We start from the raw sequence: 17,076 nt of genomic DNA on the forward strand, positions 1-17,076 counted from the left end.
TGTAAAAATAAGTGTATTGATCCTCAGGTGATGCCAATTTAAAACCAAGTATTTTGAAATTAAAAGGAAACATAGTAGATATTGAAAACCGTAAAATCTTTAAAGGTGAAATCACCATTGAAAATGGTAAAATAAAAAGCATTGAAGAAAAAGACTGCAAGGAAAACCATTATATCCTTCCAGGTTTTGTAGATGCTCATATTCATATTGAAAGTTCTATGTTAGTCCCATCGGAATTTGCTAAGATCGCTGTTAAGCATGGAACAGTGGCTACAGTTTCAGATCCGCATGAAATTGCCAACGTGCTTGGGGTAAAAGGTGTGGAGTTCATGATTGAAAATGGAAAGAAAACACCTTTTAAGTTCAATTTTGGAGCACCATCTTGTGTGCCGGCAACAAGTTTTGAGTCTGCTGGAGCAGTTATCGATTCTGATGATATTAAAACGCTAATGTCGAATCCAGATATAAAGTATTTGGCGGAAATGATGAATTATCCAGGAGTCATTTATGATGATTCTGAGGTGCTCAAAAAAATAGAATGGGCAAAACACTATAATAAACCTGTTGATGGGCACGCACCAGGATTACGAGGAGAAGATTTAAGCAAGTATATTTCTGCAGGTATTTCAACCGATCATGAATGTTTTACTTATAATGAAGGATTAGAAAAACTTCAGAAAGGCATGAAAGTGATTATTCGTGAAGGTAGCGCGGCAAAGAATTTTGAAGCTTTAATCGGTTTATTAGATGCGTATTATGAAAACATGATGTTCTGTAGTGATGACAAGCACCCTGACGATCTCTTATTAGGGCATATAAACCAATTATGCGACAGAGCAGTCGCAAAAGGTGTCGATGTATTTAAAGTCCTTACAGCGGCCTGTATAAATCCTGTGAAGCATTATAATTTGGATGTTGGTTTATTACAATTAGGCGATGCAGCCGATTGCATTATTATTGAAGATTTGAAGCACTTTAAAACGCTTCAAACTTATATCAATGGCGAATTAGTCTTTGATCATGGTATTTCAAAAATTCAACATGTCGAATTTGAAAATTTAAATAACTTCAATACTGACAAAAAACAAGTGTCAGATTTTAGATTCGAATCAAAATCCAAACAAATTCGTGTCATAGAGTGTATGGATGGCGAATTAGTGACTAATGAACTAATTGAAGAAGCAACTATTGATCATGGAAATCTCGTTTCTAATACAGAAACTGACATTTTAAAAATGGCTGTGGTTAATCGTTATGGGAATCAAAAACCAGCCATTGCTTTTATCAAGAACTTCGGGTTAAAAGAAGGCGCGATTGCAAGTTCGGTTGGTCATGACTCACATAATATTATTGTCGTCGGTGTTTCGGACGATGCCATTTGTAAAGCTGTTAATTTATTAATTGAAAATGAAGGCGGAATCTGTGCTGTGAGCAATTCAGAAGAAAAAGTTATTCCGTTACCAGTTGCTGGAATCATGAGTGATCAAAATGCGGAAACCATCGGAAAACGTTATGCCGAATTGGATAAAATGGCTAAAGCATTAGGAAGCACCTTAAATGCACCATATATGAGCTTGTCTTTTATGGCGTTATTGGTGATTCCTGCTCTGAAATTAAGTGATAAAGGACTTTTTAACGGTGGAAAGTTTGAATTCACGCCATTGGAAGTATAAGATTATTAAAAGCGCTAAGTATTTTAAGTTCTTACAGAAAAATCGTTTACAACATATAGATAACACCATTCAAAATCCAACCACAATGAAATCCAACCGAATTTATTTTTTATTAATACTTGTTTTTGCATTTGCAAGTTGCAAAACAACAGAAAAGCCCGTCGCTCCTAAATCCTCACAGTTTGAAGTTGAAGCCTCGTATAATGTTGAAGACCATTACAACAAAAAAGAAGTAATGATTGAAATGCGTGATGGAATCAAATTGCACACTACGATTTACTCACCTAAAGACACCTCTAAGACTTACCCTATGATTATGATGCGAACGCCTTATAGCTGTAGACCTTACGGAGAAGATAAATTTAGATCGCAGATTGGACCGAATAAATATTTGATGGAGGAAGGTAATATCATGGTGTATCAAGATGTGCGTGGACGCTGGAATAGTGAAGGGGTTTACGATAATATGAGAGCTTATATTCCCAATAAAACCGAAAATCAAATTGATGAAGCCAGCGACACCTACGATACAATTGAATGGTTAGTAAATAATGTTGAGAATAACAATGGAAAGATTGGTACTTACGGCATCTCGTATCCTGGTTTTTACGCAACTTACTCTTTATTAGACGCGCATCCAGCCTTAAAAGCTGTGTCGCCTCAAGCTTGTATTGGTGATTTTTTCTTTGATGATTTTATTCATAATGGAGCCTTTTTATTGAGTTATTGGAGAGCAACCGCCGTATTTGGTTATTTGAAAGATTATCCAACTACTGAAGCTTGGTATGAATTTCCAGATATAAAAACTGAAGATCAACACCAATTTTTCTTAGATCATACACCTTTAAGTAAACTCGACAAATTTTATGGTGAAGAGAACGAGTTTATGAATCAAATCAAAAATCATGTCACCTATGATGAGTTTTGGCAGAGTAGAGGGATTATTCAACATCTAAAAGACATTAAACCTGCCACCTTGATTGTTGGCGGATTATTTGATGCTGAGGATTTATATGGGCCATTTAACACCTATAAAAGTATTGAGGAGAATAGTAATAGCTATAATGCCATAGTTTTTGGACCTTGGAGTCATGGTGATTGGGCTAGGAACAACGGGAGACAAGTCGTTGGTAATATTCATTTTGGAGATAGTATCTCTGATCGTTTTCAAAAAAATGTTGAAACTAAATTCTTTAATCATTTCTTAAAAGGTGAGGCTAATGGAGATTTAGATTTAGCAGAAGCGCAAATGTTTAACACCGGAACAAAAGAATGGCAGTCTTTTGATTCTTGGCCACCAGAAAACACTATTAAGGCCAACTATTATATGCAGCCTTATGAGCAACTAACGGAACTACCAAACAAAAAATATGCATCTTCCGATTTTATAAGCGATCCTAAAAAACCTGTTCCTTATACTGAAGATATCAAAGTGGTTTTTACACCGAGGAAATTCATGACAGACGATCAGCGCTTTGCTTCAAGACGACCGGATGTTCTGACTTTTGAAACTGAAATTTTAGAAGAAGATGTTACACTTGCCGGTGATATTTTAGCTAAACTCAATGTTTCAACTACAGGAACAGCAGCCGATTGGATAGTGAAAGTAATTGATGTGTTTCCTGCTGACACAAAAAACACAGAGGATATACAAGATCATTTAAAGCTGAGTAACTATCATATGATGGTAAGAAGTGAAGTGTTACGCGGACGTTTTAGAAATAGCATGACGCATCCAGAACCATTTGTTCCTAATGAAAAAACAGCTGTGAATATAAAGTTGCAAGATGTGTTTCATACCTTTAAGAAAGGACATAAAATCCAAGTACAAGTGCAAAGTACCTTTTTTCCATACATAGACGTAAATCCTCAAACGTATGTCGAAAATATTTTTGAAGCCAAGGAAGAAGATTTTCAAAAACAAACTCATAAAGTTTATAATGACTCTGCAATCGAATTTACAATTCTTAAATAGATGATGTTAAATCTGTATTGATAACAGTTCATAAAAATCTTTAGGTAAGCTAACTTATCTTCATATTAAACAAACATTTAACTCTAAAAAATGCCAATAATAGATTCTACATACAAACCACCATTTTGGGCGAAGAAAAGTTTTGTTTCTACGGTATATTCAGGTTTGGTAAGAAGTGTAAATGGTATAGAGCAAACAAGAGAACGAATAGATTTACCTGATGGAGATTTCTTAGATTTGGACTGGAGTTATGCGGAGCAAACACCGAATAAACTAATTATTCTGCTTCACGGACTCGAAGGAAATGCACAACGCCCATACATTACAGGTTCGGCTAAGTTGTTTAATGATCATGGGGTTGATGCTGTGGCTGTCAACTTTAGAGGTTGTAGTGGAGAGCCTAATCGATTATTTCGAAGTTATCATTCTGGTGCAACAGAGGATTTAGACGCTGTAATTAAACATGTGTTAACTAAAAATCAATACAACGAAATTTTTATTAAAGGGGTTAGTTTAGGTGCTAATTTAGCCTTAAAATATGTTGGTGAAGGCCATTCCATTCCGAAAGAAATTAAAGCTGTAATTGGTATATCTACACCTTGTGATTTAAAGGGTTCTTGTGATGAATTATTAAGTTTAAAAAACAAACATTATGCGATTCGTTTTTTAGCTCACTTAAAAGATAAATTAGTTTCAAAGCTATCTCAATATCCTGAAAAATTGACGATTGAAGAGTTTAATTCAATAAAAACTTTAATAGATTTTGATAACGTATATACGTCTAAAGCACATGGTTTTAAGGATGCTTTTGACTATTATGAAAAGTCGAGTTGCCTCCAGTTTCTTCCTCATATTGAAATCCCTTCTTTAATTATCAATTCATTAAACGATTCCTTTTTGTCTGCTACATGTTACCCTATAAAAGCTGCAAAAGAAAACCCTAATTTACATTTAGAGATGCCAAGATTTGGAGGACATGTAGGTTTTATAGGAAAGCGAAATATTTATTATAACGAGCAAAGAGCTTTAGATTTTATTAATCAACTTTAATTTGTAGATTTATGAAAACTAATCAATTATGCTTAAAAAAGTATTCGCAAGTGCTGTTTTTGGGGTAGAAGCATCTACAATTACTGTTGAGGTTAACGTAGATCAAGGAATTGGTTATCATTTAGTGGGCTTGCCTGATAACGCCATTAAAGAAAGTAATTATCGTATTGCTGCTGCACTTCAAAATAACGGCTACCGGATTCCAGGGAAAAAAATCACTATTAATATGGCGCCGGCGGACTTGCGTAAAGAAGGCTCTGCATATGATTTGTCTTTGGCCATCGGAATTTTAACTGCCTCAAACCAAATAAAAGCTGAAAATTTAGAGGACTATATCATTATGGGCGAATTATCTTTAGATGGTAGTCTACAGCCTTTTAAAGGTGCTCTACCAATTGCTATCAAAGCTAAAGAAGACGGTTTCAAAGGTTTTATTTTACCCATTCAAAATGCTAAAGAAGCGGCTATTGTGGATGGCATAGAGGTTTTTGGTGTAGAGCATATCATGCAAGTCATTAAACATTTTGATAAAGGGGAGCCATTAGAACAAACCATTATAAATACACGTGAAGAATTCTATAAAAAGCTCGATTTTCCTGAGTATGATTTTGCTGATGTGAAAGGACAGGAATCCATAAAACGCTGTATGGAAATTGCGGCTGCAGGCGGACATAATATCATTTTAATTGGTCCTCCAGGTTCTGGAAAAACCATGTTAGCTAAGCGATTGCCAAGTATTTTACCACCTATGACTTTGCGTGAAGCATTAGAAACTACCAAAATACACTCGGTGGCTGGCCGTGTAAAAGAGCATACCGGTTTAATGGCGCAACGACCATTCAGAAGTCCACATCATACGATTTCAAACGTGGCCTTAGTTGGTGGTGGGAGTTACCCACAGCCTGGGGAAATTTCATTATCCCATAATGGTGTTCTGTTTTTGGATGAATTGCCGGAATTTAAGCGAGAAGTCCTCGAAGTTATGCGTCAACCATTAGAAGATCGGGAAGTGACAATTTCTAGAGCTAAATTTACCGTGACCTATCCGTCATCTTTTATGTTAGTAGCAAGTATGAATCCAAGTCCTAGCGGATATTTTAATGATCCTGATTCGCCAATAACATCATCACCTACAGAAATGCAACGCTATATGGGAAAAATTTCAGGCCCCTTATTAGATCGTATCGATATTCATATAGAAGTAACGCCTGTGCCTTTTGAAAAGCTGTCAGATGATAGAAAAGGGGAGTCTTCCGTAAAAATTAGAGAACGAGTCACTAAAGCGAGAGCAAAGCAAACAGAACGATTTAAGGACTTGCCAAACATTCATTATAACGCACAAATGAGTACCAAGCAAATTAGGCAATTTTGTAAGCTAGATGAAGGGTCTTTACAATTATTAAAAACAGCTATGGACAATTTAAACCTATCTGCGAGAGCTTACGATAGAATATTAAAAGTGTCTCGAACTATAGCCGATTTGGAAGAATCAGAAAACGTATTAGGCGCTCACATAAGTGAAGCCATTCAATATCGTAGCTTGGACCGTGATGGATGGTTGGGCTGAGAAAATCAATTTAGTTATCAATTTATCTGGAGCCCAATGCATAAATACCGCAGTTGTGATTCTTCCTTACAAAAACACTATAAATTTCAAAATATGAAAAACCTATATATCTTATTCTTGTTTCTAATAACATTAAGTTGCAAAGATTCAAATAAAAGTCAATCTTTCAGCCAAAAGACATTAAATAAAGTTGAAATTGTAAATCAACCTACTTTGAATTTAGAACAAGCTAATCGTTTAGCGCAATTGCCTATTGATTGTATAAATACAGAATTCCCGAACAAACTCAATCAAACTTTAGCTGATGCTTCAGAATTAAAGTCACCAAAAGAATTGCATCCTGCATTTTATGGTTGTTTTGATTGGCATTCTGCTGTTCATGGGCATTGGAGCTTAGTATCTCTCTTAAAAACTTTTCCAGATTTAAAAAACAAAGCTGAAATTGAAGAGATGCTACTTCAAAATATATCAAAAGCAAATATTGAACAGGAGGTGCTATATTTCGAAGGAAAACACAATGCATCATTTGAGCGAACCTATGGATGGGCTTGGGTACTAAAATTGGCAGAAGATCTACATACTTGGGATAGTCCCATAGCGCGTGAATTAGAAGGTAATCTTAAACCTTTAACCGATTTGATGGTAGAAAAATATATGGAATTCCTTCCAAAGTTAAACTATCCTATTCGAGTTGGTGAGCACTCTAATACGGCTTTCGGGTTAAGTTTTGCTTATGATTATGCTTTGGTTGCTAATAGTATCGAATTAAAAGAATTGATAGAGAAAAGGGCAATAGAGTTTTATGAAGATGACCAAAGTTGCCCTTTAGGATGGGAGCCAAGTGGGTTCGATTTCCTATCGCCGTGTCTAGAAGAGGCTGCTTTAATGAAACGAGTGTTACCAATGTCTGAATTTAAAGTTTGGTTTAATGATTTTCTACCCGAATTAAACGATGTGAACTTTGATTGGTCTGTCGGAGAGGTTTCAGACAGAGAGGATGGAAAGTTAGTGCATTTAGATGGTGTGAATTTTTCTCGCGCATGGAGTTTGAACTTTATTGCGAAAGATATACCAGAACTACAACATCTAACAAATATTGCGAATAAACATATAAATTATTCATGGCCAAGTATTGTTGGGGATAGCTATGAAGGCGGTCATTGGTTGGGTAGCTTTGCTATTTACGCCTTAAACTCTATGGATTGATGATCATTAAATATTTTAAAAATATTGGACCCGGACCTTTAGTAGCAGCTGCTTTTATTGGTCCTGGCACGGTTACGGTCTGTACTTTAGCTGGAGTTAATTTTGGGTTTACCTTATTATGGGCAATGGCTTTGTCTATTTTTGCGACTGTTATTTTACAAGAAATGGCGGCACGATTGGGAATAGTTTCTCAAAAAGGATTATCAGAAATTATTAGGGAAGAAATTAAACATCCTGCGGTAAAGGCGGTGGCATTACTACTAATTCTTAGCGCTGTTGTTATTGGAAATGCGGCTTATGAAGCGGGGAACATTAGCGGAGGTGCTTTAGGAATGGAGACTATAGTTGGAGATATAGTTTTAGAAATAGGAAGTCTTAAACTTAATATTTTAAGCGTCATAATTGGAAGTGTAGCCTTTGTTTTGCTTTATATAGGAAATTACAAAGTACTAGAGAAGGCATTTGTTTTCCTTGTGATTCTAATGAGTATCGCCTTTATTACTGCAGCTATATTAACCAAGCCGAATCTCTTTGAAATCTTTAAAAGTGTTTTTATTCCTACTGCTCCTGAGGGTAGTGTTTTAACAGTAATCGCTTTAATTGGTACTACAGTAGTGCCCTATAATCTCTTTCTACACGCGTCTTTAGCTAAAACCAAATGGAAGGACAAAAGCGACTTACCGCTGGCTAAAAGAGATACATTAATCGCTGTGGTCTTAGGCGGTACGGTATCTATGTGTATAATTATTGCAGCTTCAGCAATTCAAAAGCAATCTATTGAAAGTGCTGCTGATTTAGCTCTTGGCTTAGAACCATTATTTGGAAGTTATGCGAAATACTTTTTAGCCGTCGGTTTATTTGCCGCCGGAATCACAAGTGCTATTACAGCACCATTAGCAGCAGCGTATGTAACAAGTGGTTGTCTCGGATGGAAAGCAGATTTAAAATCTAAAAAGTTTAAATCGGTTTGGATGGTTATTGTAGTTTTAGGTGTTGTATTTTCAAGTATTGGATTTTCGGCTATTGAAATTATACAATTCGCACAGGTAGCCAATGGCATGTTATTGCCTGTGATTGCTGGATTTCTATTGTGGATCATGAACAAGTCAAGCGTATTAGGTGCGTATAAAAATTCGAAACTACAGAATTTCTTTGGCTTAATAATTTTAGTTATCACTATCTTTCTAGGGATTAAAGGAATTTTAAGCGTATTTAATTTAGTGTAGGATGAACGAATTTGTAAGCGTAGATATAAATGCAGATGTAGGTGAAGGTATAGGTAATGAACCTGAGCTTATGCCATTCTTAACTTCATGTAGTATTGCTTGCGGTGGTCATGCTGGTGATTTACAAACTATGACCAATGTGGTTCAACTCGCGAAATCGCATAAAGTTAAAATTGGAGCTCACCCCTCGTTTCCAGATTTAGAAAATTTTGGACGAGAAATTATGGAGATGTCTGCAGCAGATTTATATACCAGTATAAAACATCAAATACGTCTGTTACAAACGGTGCTACATAATGAACACGCACAACTACATCATATTAAACCTCACGGAGCCTTATATAATTTAGCTAATAGAGATGAAAAAACAGCTAGAGTCATTGTTGAAGTCATAAAGAGCATTGCTTCTCCAATTAAATTATATGCACCCTATAATTCTGTCGTGGCTAATTTGGCAGCAAATGAAGGTGTCACTGTTAAATTTGAAGCCTTTGCAGATAGAAATTATAATGAAGATTTGACATTAGTTTCAAGAGCAAATAAAAATGCCGTTTTAGAGAGTGAAAAGGAGATTTTAAATCATGTTTTGAATATGGTGAAACATCAAAAAGTTAGAACTGTAAATGGGACACAAGTAGCTATAAAAGCATCTACATTTTGTGTCCATAGTGACACTAAAAATGCCTTAAATATTTTAAGGCATTTGACCTCAGGATTACATGAAAATCACATTAAAATTCAGTAGAAAATCATGGCTTATAATCTTCGGTTTTTACAGTATGACGAGAATTCCATTTTAGTAGAATGGCCTATGAAAATAGAGCAAAAAATTCTTCAGGACGTACTTTTTTATAAAGAAATTATAAGTGCTAATTTATTTAAAGAAATAGTTGAGGTAGCAAACACATACTCATCATTATTAATTATTTACAATTATACTATTGATAATATCAATGATGCAGTTTTTAGACTAAAAGAGCTTTTTAGACAAACAGAAAACACGAATATAAAGGAAACGATTTCCTATCATATTCCTGTATGTTATGATGGTGAATTAGGACCAGATTTGGAGCGTTTTTCAGAACAAAAAAAGTTGTCAAAACTCGAAATAATTAAGCGTCATTCCGAGGTTGAATATACGGTATATTTTCAAGGGTTTTTACCTGGATTTTTGTATTTGGGAGGACTTGATTCAAAACTATATTTAGACCGTAAGTCTACACCCAATCTAAGTATTAAAAAAGGGTCAGTTGGAATCGGTGGGAAACAGACCGGAATATACCCTCAAGATAGTCCTGGAGGATGGCAGGTCATAGGCAATTCACCTATTGAATTTTTTAATCCTAAAGATAATCCTCCATGTTTTATAAAAGCTGGAGACCAAGTAAAATTCTACCCAATTACAAAATCTAAATACCTGGAAATTGAGAAGGAGGTGAAGAGTTTAAATTTTAATACAGATCAACTGATATTACATGATTAAAGTTTTAAAATCAGGATTTTACTCAACAATTCAAGATCAAGGACGTTTTGGATATCGAACGTATGGAGTTCCTGTTTCAGGAGCTATGGATTCGTATTCAAGTCTGTTTGCTAACGCACTTTTAGGTAATACTCAGAATGCAGCTGTTTTAGAAATGACCATGATTGGAGCTCAATTGAAATTTCAGACATCAACTGCTATAGCTATAACAGGAGCAAACATGAGACCGACATTAAATGACTTACCAATTCCAATGTTTAATTCGATTAATGTCAAAACTGGAGATGTTTTATCATTTGGGAATGCAATAAAAGGCTTCAGAACATATCTAGGAGTCGAAGGCGGTTTTTTAACAGAGGAAGTATTAGGGAGTAGGAGTATGGCCAAAGCAATAACCAAAGATGTAAACATAAAATCAGGATCTATATTAAATGTACGCAACCTATCAATTAATTATAAACGTAAAAATGCAACATTGAGGTTTGATTCGTCCATACTGGATGACCAAGTTTTAGAAGCATTTGAAGGTCCTGAATTCGATAAACTTTCAAAAGAGCAAAAATCACTACTCGTCTCAAGAAGTTTTCAAGTTTCAAAATATAACAACAGGATGGCGTATCAACTTCAACCCTTCTTAAAAAATAACTTAGAGCCAATCTTAACGGGGCCTGTTTTACCTGGCACTATTCAACTTACACCATCAGGCCAATTAATCGTTTTAATGCGTGATGCACAAACCACAGGTGGATATCCTCGTGTATTACAATTAACTAAAAAAGCAATTAATATTTTAAGTCAAAAAACAACAGGTAATACTATCAACTTTCAATTAATAAGCCTTTAATTTATCGAAACATTTCATAAATATTTTATATGTGAATTAAAAACAATAATTTACAAGCTCTATTAATCAACCAAACTAATTAAAAATGAAAAATTTTGGATTACTCATCCTAGGAATTATCCTTGGTGCCCTAGCAATGTATTATTACACGAATAAAGATTTAGACGTATCAACACCACCTATAAGTCAACCTTCGGGCATTGTGACTCCAGATGAAATGAAAGCCATGGATCAAGCTTATAATGTGCGCTATGCTATTATCAACGACTCACTTTTTAAAGACTTTAAGGAAAAAGACAACAGATCTTCTTGGTACAAATTGGAGGATATTGAAAACTATTTGGTGTATGCAAAAGATCAAGCCAAGAGCAAGGGCTATATTTTAGATGGTTTACGTGTGTATTTAGGTGCGTATCCTGATACGAATAGTGAAAAAGGGTTAACCACATTGTTTTTAGCACCTACCGGATATATGAATAAATCTGAAGGTAGTTTATTTTATTTCCAAGATGGAGGTGATGATATTCCTGGAGCTAATGGATTAAACAGAGCAGGTCACGGCTATCCTCCAAGTGCAAATTACCCTCAATAAAATTCACATATGTCCAATAGTTTAATGGCTCAACACATGGTAGAGCTTATAGCTGCTATTGCTGGAGCCTACTATTATTTTAAAACAAAAGACCATCAAATTAAAATATTTGTATGGTACTTATGGTTAACGGTTGCCGTAGAAACTATTGGCATGTATGGTTATTTAAATTATAATAATTTCGATAATACTATAATTAATTGGATAAAGAATAGTGTCTTCTCTTCAAATACGTGGTTATATAATACTTACTATTTAGCCTCGAGTATAGTCTTTGCCTTATTCTATTTAAAGGTTGTAAAAGACCATTTATCAAAAAACATAATTAAATTTTCTGTTTTAATATATGTGATATTTACTATTGCCTATTATATTATTAGTGGCACATTTTTTACAAAATCGGTACCTTATGATATTTTATTACAAACACTACTAGTATTTATATACGTGATGCTATACTATAAGCAATTGCTGAAAAGTGACAGAATATTGTATTTCTATAAATTACCTATATTTTACATAAGTTCAGGTTTGTTATTCTGGTATTTGTGTGTAACTCCATTATTTATTTTTGATGCTTATTTAAATCTTATTAATGCCGACTTTATTAAATTTCAAAGATCATATTTATTAATTGCTAACACCTTGCTATACTCATGCTATACATTTGGCTTTCTTTACACGGTTCAGTACAAAAAACATTAAGCAATGAAGAGATAGCCCTTATTTCATATGTGGTATTTTTTCTCGTGACTTTAGTTGTGGTTTTTGTGATGTTTTTTGTGATGTTCCAAAAACGAAAAAACCAATTATTGTTAGATAAGGTGAAGCAGCAGAAGCAATTTGATGAGGAACTCATTAAGACCCAACAAGAAATTCAAGAAGAAACTTTAAAATATATTGGAAGAGAGTTGCACGACAATGTTGGGCAAATGTTAGTGTTAGCATCAATGCAAATGAGCGCTGTTTCTTCTATCGTTCAAGAAGGTGTGAAAACTCAAGTTCAGAATGCCTCTGAGGTATTAAAGGATTCTTTAGAAGAGGTAAGGGCTTTGTCACGTTCGTTGAATCACGATGTCATTTATAACTTAGGTTTCGACGCCACAGTTCAAAATGAAATAAACCGATTAAATAAAACAGGCCTTATTGAAGCTTCTTTATCCATCTCTGGAGATAAAGTTCACTTTGAAAATCATAAAGACGAAGTGATTCTATTCAGAATTCTTCAAGAATTCTTTTCAAATTCATTGAAGTATGCAGAGGCCAATCAACTTGTGGTTAAAATTATTTATGAATTAGATTCGTTGAGTATTCAAATTCAAGATGATGGGGTAGGGTTTGAAGTTGATACTGTAAAAAAAGGAGCAGGGCTTATAAACATGAAAAAAAGAGCAGAACTAGTAAGTGCAAGCTTGCAACTAAATTCTGAAGTTGGAAAAGGCACAGTTCTAAATTTAAAATATCCTTTCAAAATAGCTTAAACAATACAGGCATTCCACAATGGGTCATTTGGTAAGGGAGCAGTAATAGTTAATTCTTCCTTTTTAACAGGATGGGTAAACGTTAAAGTTCTGGCATGTAAACTAATGCTCGCATCTTTATTACTGCGATCAAAACCGTATTTTAAATCGCCTTTAATAGGACAACCAATTGAAGATAATTGTACTCTAATTTGATGATGTCTTCCTGTTTGTAAATCGACTTCTAATAAATAGAAATTATCCAATGTTTGTTTTAGCGTATAATGAAGAATCGCTTTTTTACTGCCATCAACTTCTTTTGGGTATGCGGTAGATTTATTGTTTTTAGGATTCTTTTTTAACCAATGAACTAATGTGTCTTCCGTTTTTGGTGGTGGGTTTTTAACTAGTGCCCAATAGGTTTTTTTTGCTGATTTTTCGGCAAATAGTTTGTTAAGACGAGGCAGGGCTTTGCTGGTTTTGGCAAACATCACAATTCCGGTTGTTGGTCTGTCTAAACGATGAACAACCCCAAGGTATACATTTCCTTCTTTATTGTATTTATTTTTTAAATACGACTTCACAACATCACTCAGTGGCTTATCACCTGTCTTGTCGCCCTGAACAATATCTCCTGCACGTTTGTTGACTATAATGATATGATTATCTTCATAGAGAACTTGTAGATTAGACTTATTGGAAAGGATTTTTTTTGACACAAATGCAATTTTAGACAGGTCTTAGCTTAGTTAGAAAGACTCTAGCTTCAAGATTGGTAGTTATTAAATCATTAATAGAATTCAGTCTAATTAAGAAACTGAAATTGTTTAATATTGTTCACTTTCATTAGGGAAGTCTCCCGTTTTAACATCATCCACATATTGTGAAATCGCCTTAGTCATATCTTCAAAAAGATTCATATAACGACGTAAAAAACGCGGGTTAAACTCATGGGTCATTCCAATCATATCGTGTAGCACTAAAACTTGACCGTCAACACCATCGCCAGCACCAATTCCAATCACCGGGATAGAGACACTTTCCGCAACTTCTTTAGCTAAGGCCGCAGGGATTTTCTCAAGAACAATAGCAAAGCATCCGGCTTTTTCAAGCATTAAAGCATCTTCCTTTAGTTGTTTTGCTTCTTGATCTTCTTTGGCTCTAACCGTATAGGTTCCAAACTTATATATAGACTGTGGTGTTAATCCCAAATGCCCCATTACAGGTATTCCTGCATGAAGAATACGTTTAATAGATTCTTTGATTTCTTTACCACCTTCCATTTTCACGGCGTGACCACCTGATTCTTTCATAATTCTAATTGCAGAACGCAAAGCTTCTTTTGGGTCACTTTGGTAGGTTCCAAATGGTAAATCAACAACCACTAAACTTCGATCAATACCTCTAACTACAGAAGAAGCATGGTATATCATTTGATCTAAAGTAATGGGTAAAGTAGTTTCATGTCCAGCCATAACATTACTAGCAGAATCACCAACTAATATGACATCGATACCAGCACCATCTACAATTTTAGCCATGGTATAATCATAGGCAGTAAGCATTGATATTTTTTCCCCTTTAGCCTTCATATCAACTAAAGTTTTAACCGTAATTCTCTTATATTCTTTTTTTGCTATTGACATAATATGTGGATTATTGAATTGTAAAAATAATGAGATTTGTCAACTTATCTTCAATCCGATAAGTAAAATCCTCTTTTTCATGTTCGAAACACTTTGAATTTTAACAATCTGTCAAATTAACACCAACAGCTAAACCGCCTTCAGAAGTTTCTTTATACTTAGAGCTCATGTCCTTTGCTGTTTCCCACATCGTTGACACGACTTTATCTAAAGGAACTTTTACATTAGCAGGATCAGTTCCTAGTGCCAATTCTGCAGCATTTATAGCTTTTATCGCACCCATTGAGTTTCGTTCGATACAAGGAATTTGAACCAAACCACCTATCGGATCACAGGTTAAGCCTAAATGATGTTCCATGGCAATTTCAGCAGCAATTAGTACTTGTTCCGGTGAACCTCCCAGTAATTCACATAAAGCACCAGCTGCCATAGCAGAAGACACCCCAATTTCAGCTTGACAGCCTCCCATAGCGGCAGATATTGTAGCTCCTTTTTTAAAGATACTGCCAATTTCACCGGCTACTAAAAGGAACTTTTTAATATGTTCAAAGTCGGCTTCATGATTTTCGATGACTAAATAGTACATTAATACCGATGGAATAACACCTGCGCTTCCATTGGTAGGAGCGGTTACAACTCGTCCTAATGATGCATTGACTTCATTTACAGCTAAGGCAAAACAACTCACCCATTTCAAAATTTGTCGGAATTTAACTTCTGATTTTCTAATAGATTGAAGCCATTCTTCTGGGTTTTCATAAGTATTATCACCTATTAATATTTTATGCATATCGTAAGCTCGTCGTCTTACATTAAGTCCGCCAGGTAAGTGCCCTTCAGTGTGACAACCTGTGTACATGCATTCCAACATGGTATTCCAAATACGTTTCAACTCAAAATCTATTGTCGCTTCGTCACGTATCGATTTTTCGTTTTCTAATACAACTCCTGAAATAGGAAGATCTAATTGTTTACAAAACCCAAGGGCTTCTTCGCCATATGAAATTGGGTACGGGAAAGTACAATAGAAGGTAATCTCTTTGGCTTTAGAAACTTTTCGTTCTTCTTGAACTACAAATCCACCACCGATAGAGTAATAAGTTGACTTAAATTTTTTGCCTTTGATTAATGCGGTAAATTCCATTCCGTTAGAGTGAAATGGTAAAAACTTCTTATTAAAAACAATATCATTTTTAAAATCAAACGGAATTTCCCTTTCGTTATTAAACATTAAGACTTGATTGGTTTTAACATCTTCAATAATAGTATTGATATTATCAACTGGCACCCGCTCAGGATCGGCTCCATTCAAACCAAGAATAACAGCATAATCTGTTGCATGACCAATTCCTGTTAAGGATAGGGAACCATATAAATCTACCGTGATTTTTTCAACTTTATCAAAGCGCTTTCTTTCTTTAAGATCTTTTATCCATCGTTCTGCAGCTCGCCAAGGCCCTAAAGTATGAGAGCTTGATGGTCCTACACCAATTTTAAGCATATCAAAAACAGAAATACATTCCATATGTAAAAATCATTTAGTTGTAATACAAATATAGACCTTGTTTGTTGAATCAATAAAGTTTTAGAAACAAAAAAAGCCTGAAACTAATGTCAGACTTTTTAAAGTGTATTCTTAATTATTGATGTTCAATTTATTGAACGTAATCTATGACTTGATTGTAATTTGTGACATCTATATTATTGCTATTAATAAAATCAACCGGAAGAATTACTATCCTAAAGGTTTGATTTAATGTCGCCCCTGTCGACAGGGTGTTTAGATCTACATTATTAGGTGCGTCTATAAATAATCGGACTTCATCAAAGCTATAATCGTAATTGTACTGAAACTGATCACCGGAATCAGTATAAACAATTTGAGGTATTAGTCTCCAAACATCGTTACCTGTATTCGGGTCCTGCTCCCAAAGAATATAAGCTAATGTCATATCGGTGTCTAAAAGTTCTATAGAATTAGGAATGACAATATATTCTTCATAATTATTTTCCGGAAGAAAATCTATGGTTCGTTCAAAGGATTGACCGACAAAGTTAACTCCGTTTAATCCATCTTGGCCATCTCGACCGTCAAACCCTGGAGGGCCTTGTTCTCCTGTACAAGAAGTTAAAAGTATAGCGAATACTGAAAGAGCTGATAATAAACGTTTCATGTGATAGTGTTTTTATTTAGTTAATGTTTAAAGTTATCGATTCGAATTCAACTTCACCATTAAAAACATAAAGTTGTAAAAAGCTTCCACAATTTAGCTTTAAGAACTTCATTTTCATGGTGATGTTTATTTATATTATCAAAGTATATACCAAAGTAACAGATAAAAAAAGGAATTACC

16 protein-coding genes are annotated in these 17,076 nt (G+C 34.7%); 12 read left to right on the forward strand and 4 right to left on the reverse strand.

The features are described 5' to 3' along the window. Positions 1–53 precede the first annotated feature (53 nt). The 12 genes from ade (at position 54) to DFQ11_RS05835 (ending at position 13,097) form a co-directional block, all read left to right on the forward strand. A complete protein-coding gene (ade, locus tag DFQ11_RS05780) occupies positions 54–1,673 on the forward strand; it encodes an adenine deaminase (protein ID WP_110474925.1) in 1,620 nt (539 codons plus the stop codon). 85 nt (positions 1,674–1,758) lie between these two features. Further along, positions 1,759–3,648 carry a CocE/NonD family hydrolase gene (locus tag DFQ11_RS05785; protein WP_110475514.1) on the forward strand — a complete coding sequence of 630 codons (1,890 nt, stop codon included), beginning with the start codon at positions 1,759–1,761 and terminating at the stop codon, positions 3,646–3,648. Between the two features lie 90 nt (positions 3,649–3,738). Further along, positions 3,739–4,698 carry a YheT family hydrolase gene (locus DFQ11_RS05790; RefSeq protein WP_110474926.1) on the forward strand — a complete coding sequence of 320 codons (960 nt, stop codon included), beginning with the start codon at positions 3,739–3,741 and terminating at the stop codon, positions 4,696–4,698. A gap of 28 nt (positions 4,699–4,726) precedes the next feature. Further along, positions 4,727–6,265 carry a YifB family Mg chelatase-like AAA ATPase gene (locus tag DFQ11_RS05795; RefSeq protein ID WP_110474927.1) on the forward strand — a complete coding sequence of 513 codons (1,539 nt, stop codon included), beginning with the start codon at positions 4,727–4,729 and terminating at the stop codon, positions 6,263–6,265. 93 nt (positions 6,266–6,358) lie between these two features. Next, positions 6,359–7,471, forward strand: a complete 1,113-nt coding sequence (locus DFQ11_RS05800) for a DUF2891 domain-containing protein (protein WP_110474928.1) — start codon at positions 6,359–6,361, stop codon at positions 7,469–7,471. Continuing rightward, positions 7,471–8,697: an Nramp family divalent metal transporter gene (locus DFQ11_RS05805; RefSeq protein WP_110474929.1), complete on the forward strand. Its 1,227-nt coding sequence runs from the start codon at positions 7,471–7,473 to the stop codon at positions 8,695–8,697. Before DFQ11_RS05800 ends, DFQ11_RS05805 begins: the two co-directional genes overlap by 1 nt. A 1-nt stretch (position 8,698) precedes the next feature. Further along, complete coding sequence (gene pxpA / locus DFQ11_RS05810) at positions 8,699–9,442, forward strand: 5-oxoprolinase subunit PxpA (RefSeq protein WP_110474930.1); 744 nt, start codon at positions 8,699–8,701, stop codon at positions 9,440–9,442. A 6-nt stretch (positions 9,443–9,448) separates the two neighbouring features. Then, positions 9,449–10,180 (forward strand): 5-oxoprolinase subunit PxpB, encoded by a 732-nt coding sequence (pxpB, locus tag DFQ11_RS05815; protein WP_110474931.1) that lies wholly within the window; start codon positions 9,449–9,451, stop codon positions 10,178–10,180. After that, the gene (locus tag DFQ11_RS05820; RefSeq protein WP_110474932.1) at positions 10,173–11,024 is read left to right on the forward strand and encodes a 5-oxoprolinase subunit C family protein; all 852 of its coding nucleotides are present in this window, start codon (positions 10,173–10,175) and stop codon (positions 11,022–11,024) included. The genes pxpB and DFQ11_RS05820 overlap by 8 nt, the downstream gene beginning before the upstream one ends. An 85-nt stretch (positions 11,025–11,109) precedes the next feature. Further along, the gene (locus tag DFQ11_RS05825; protein ID WP_110474933.1) at positions 11,110–11,616 is read left to right on the forward strand and encodes a hypothetical protein; all 507 of its coding nucleotides are present in this window, start codon (positions 11,110–11,112) and stop codon (positions 11,614–11,616) included. Between the two features lie 9 nt (positions 11,617–11,625). Next, on the forward strand, positions 11,626–12,321 hold the full coding sequence (locus tag DFQ11_RS05830) for a hypothetical protein (protein ID WP_146221504.1): 696 nt from the start codon (positions 11,626–11,628) through the stop codon (positions 12,319–12,321). Further along, positions 12,273–13,097, forward strand: coding sequence for a sensor histidine kinase (locus DFQ11_RS05835; RefSeq protein ID WP_110474935.1), 825 nt, complete (start codon positions 12,273–12,275; stop codon positions 13,095–13,097). The genes DFQ11_RS05830 and DFQ11_RS05835 overlap by 49 nt, the downstream gene beginning before the upstream one ends. On the opposite strand, the gene DFQ11_RS05840 is transcribed toward DFQ11_RS05835, so the two are convergent. The 4 genes from DFQ11_RS05840 to DFQ11_RS05855 form a co-directional block, all read right to left on the reverse strand. Further along, the gene (locus tag DFQ11_RS05840) at positions 13,094–13,795 is read right to left on the reverse strand and encodes an RluA family pseudouridine synthase (protein ID WP_110474936.1); all 702 of its coding nucleotides are present in this window, start codon (positions 13,793–13,795) and stop codon (positions 13,094–13,096) included. The two genes, DFQ11_RS05835 and DFQ11_RS05840, sit on opposite strands and share 4 nt — an antisense overlap. Before the next feature lie 108 nt (positions 13,796–13,903). Further along, complete coding sequence (panB, locus tag DFQ11_RS05845) at positions 13,904–14,722, reverse strand: 3-methyl-2-oxobutanoate hydroxymethyltransferase (RefSeq protein WP_110474937.1); 819 nt, start codon at positions 14,720–14,722, stop codon at positions 13,904–13,906. Between the two features lie 100 nt (positions 14,723–14,822). Then, positions 14,823–16,247, reverse strand: a complete 1,425-nt coding sequence (locus DFQ11_RS05850; protein WP_110474938.1) for an L-serine ammonia-lyase — start codon at positions 16,245–16,247, stop codon at positions 14,823–14,825. Positions 16,248–16,377: 130 nt separating this feature from the next. Next, on the reverse strand, positions 16,378–16,896 hold the full coding sequence (locus tag DFQ11_RS05855; protein WP_110474939.1) for a collagen-like triple helix repeat-containing protein: 519 nt from the start codon (positions 16,894–16,896) through the stop codon (positions 16,378–16,380). Positions 16,897–17,076 lie beyond the last annotated feature (180 nt).

This window comes from Winogradskyella epiphytica (genome assembly GCF_003217215.1).
Classification (GTDB): domain Bacteria; phylum Bacteroidota; class Bacteroidia; order Flavobacteriales; family Flavobacteriaceae; genus Winogradskyella; species Winogradskyella epiphytica.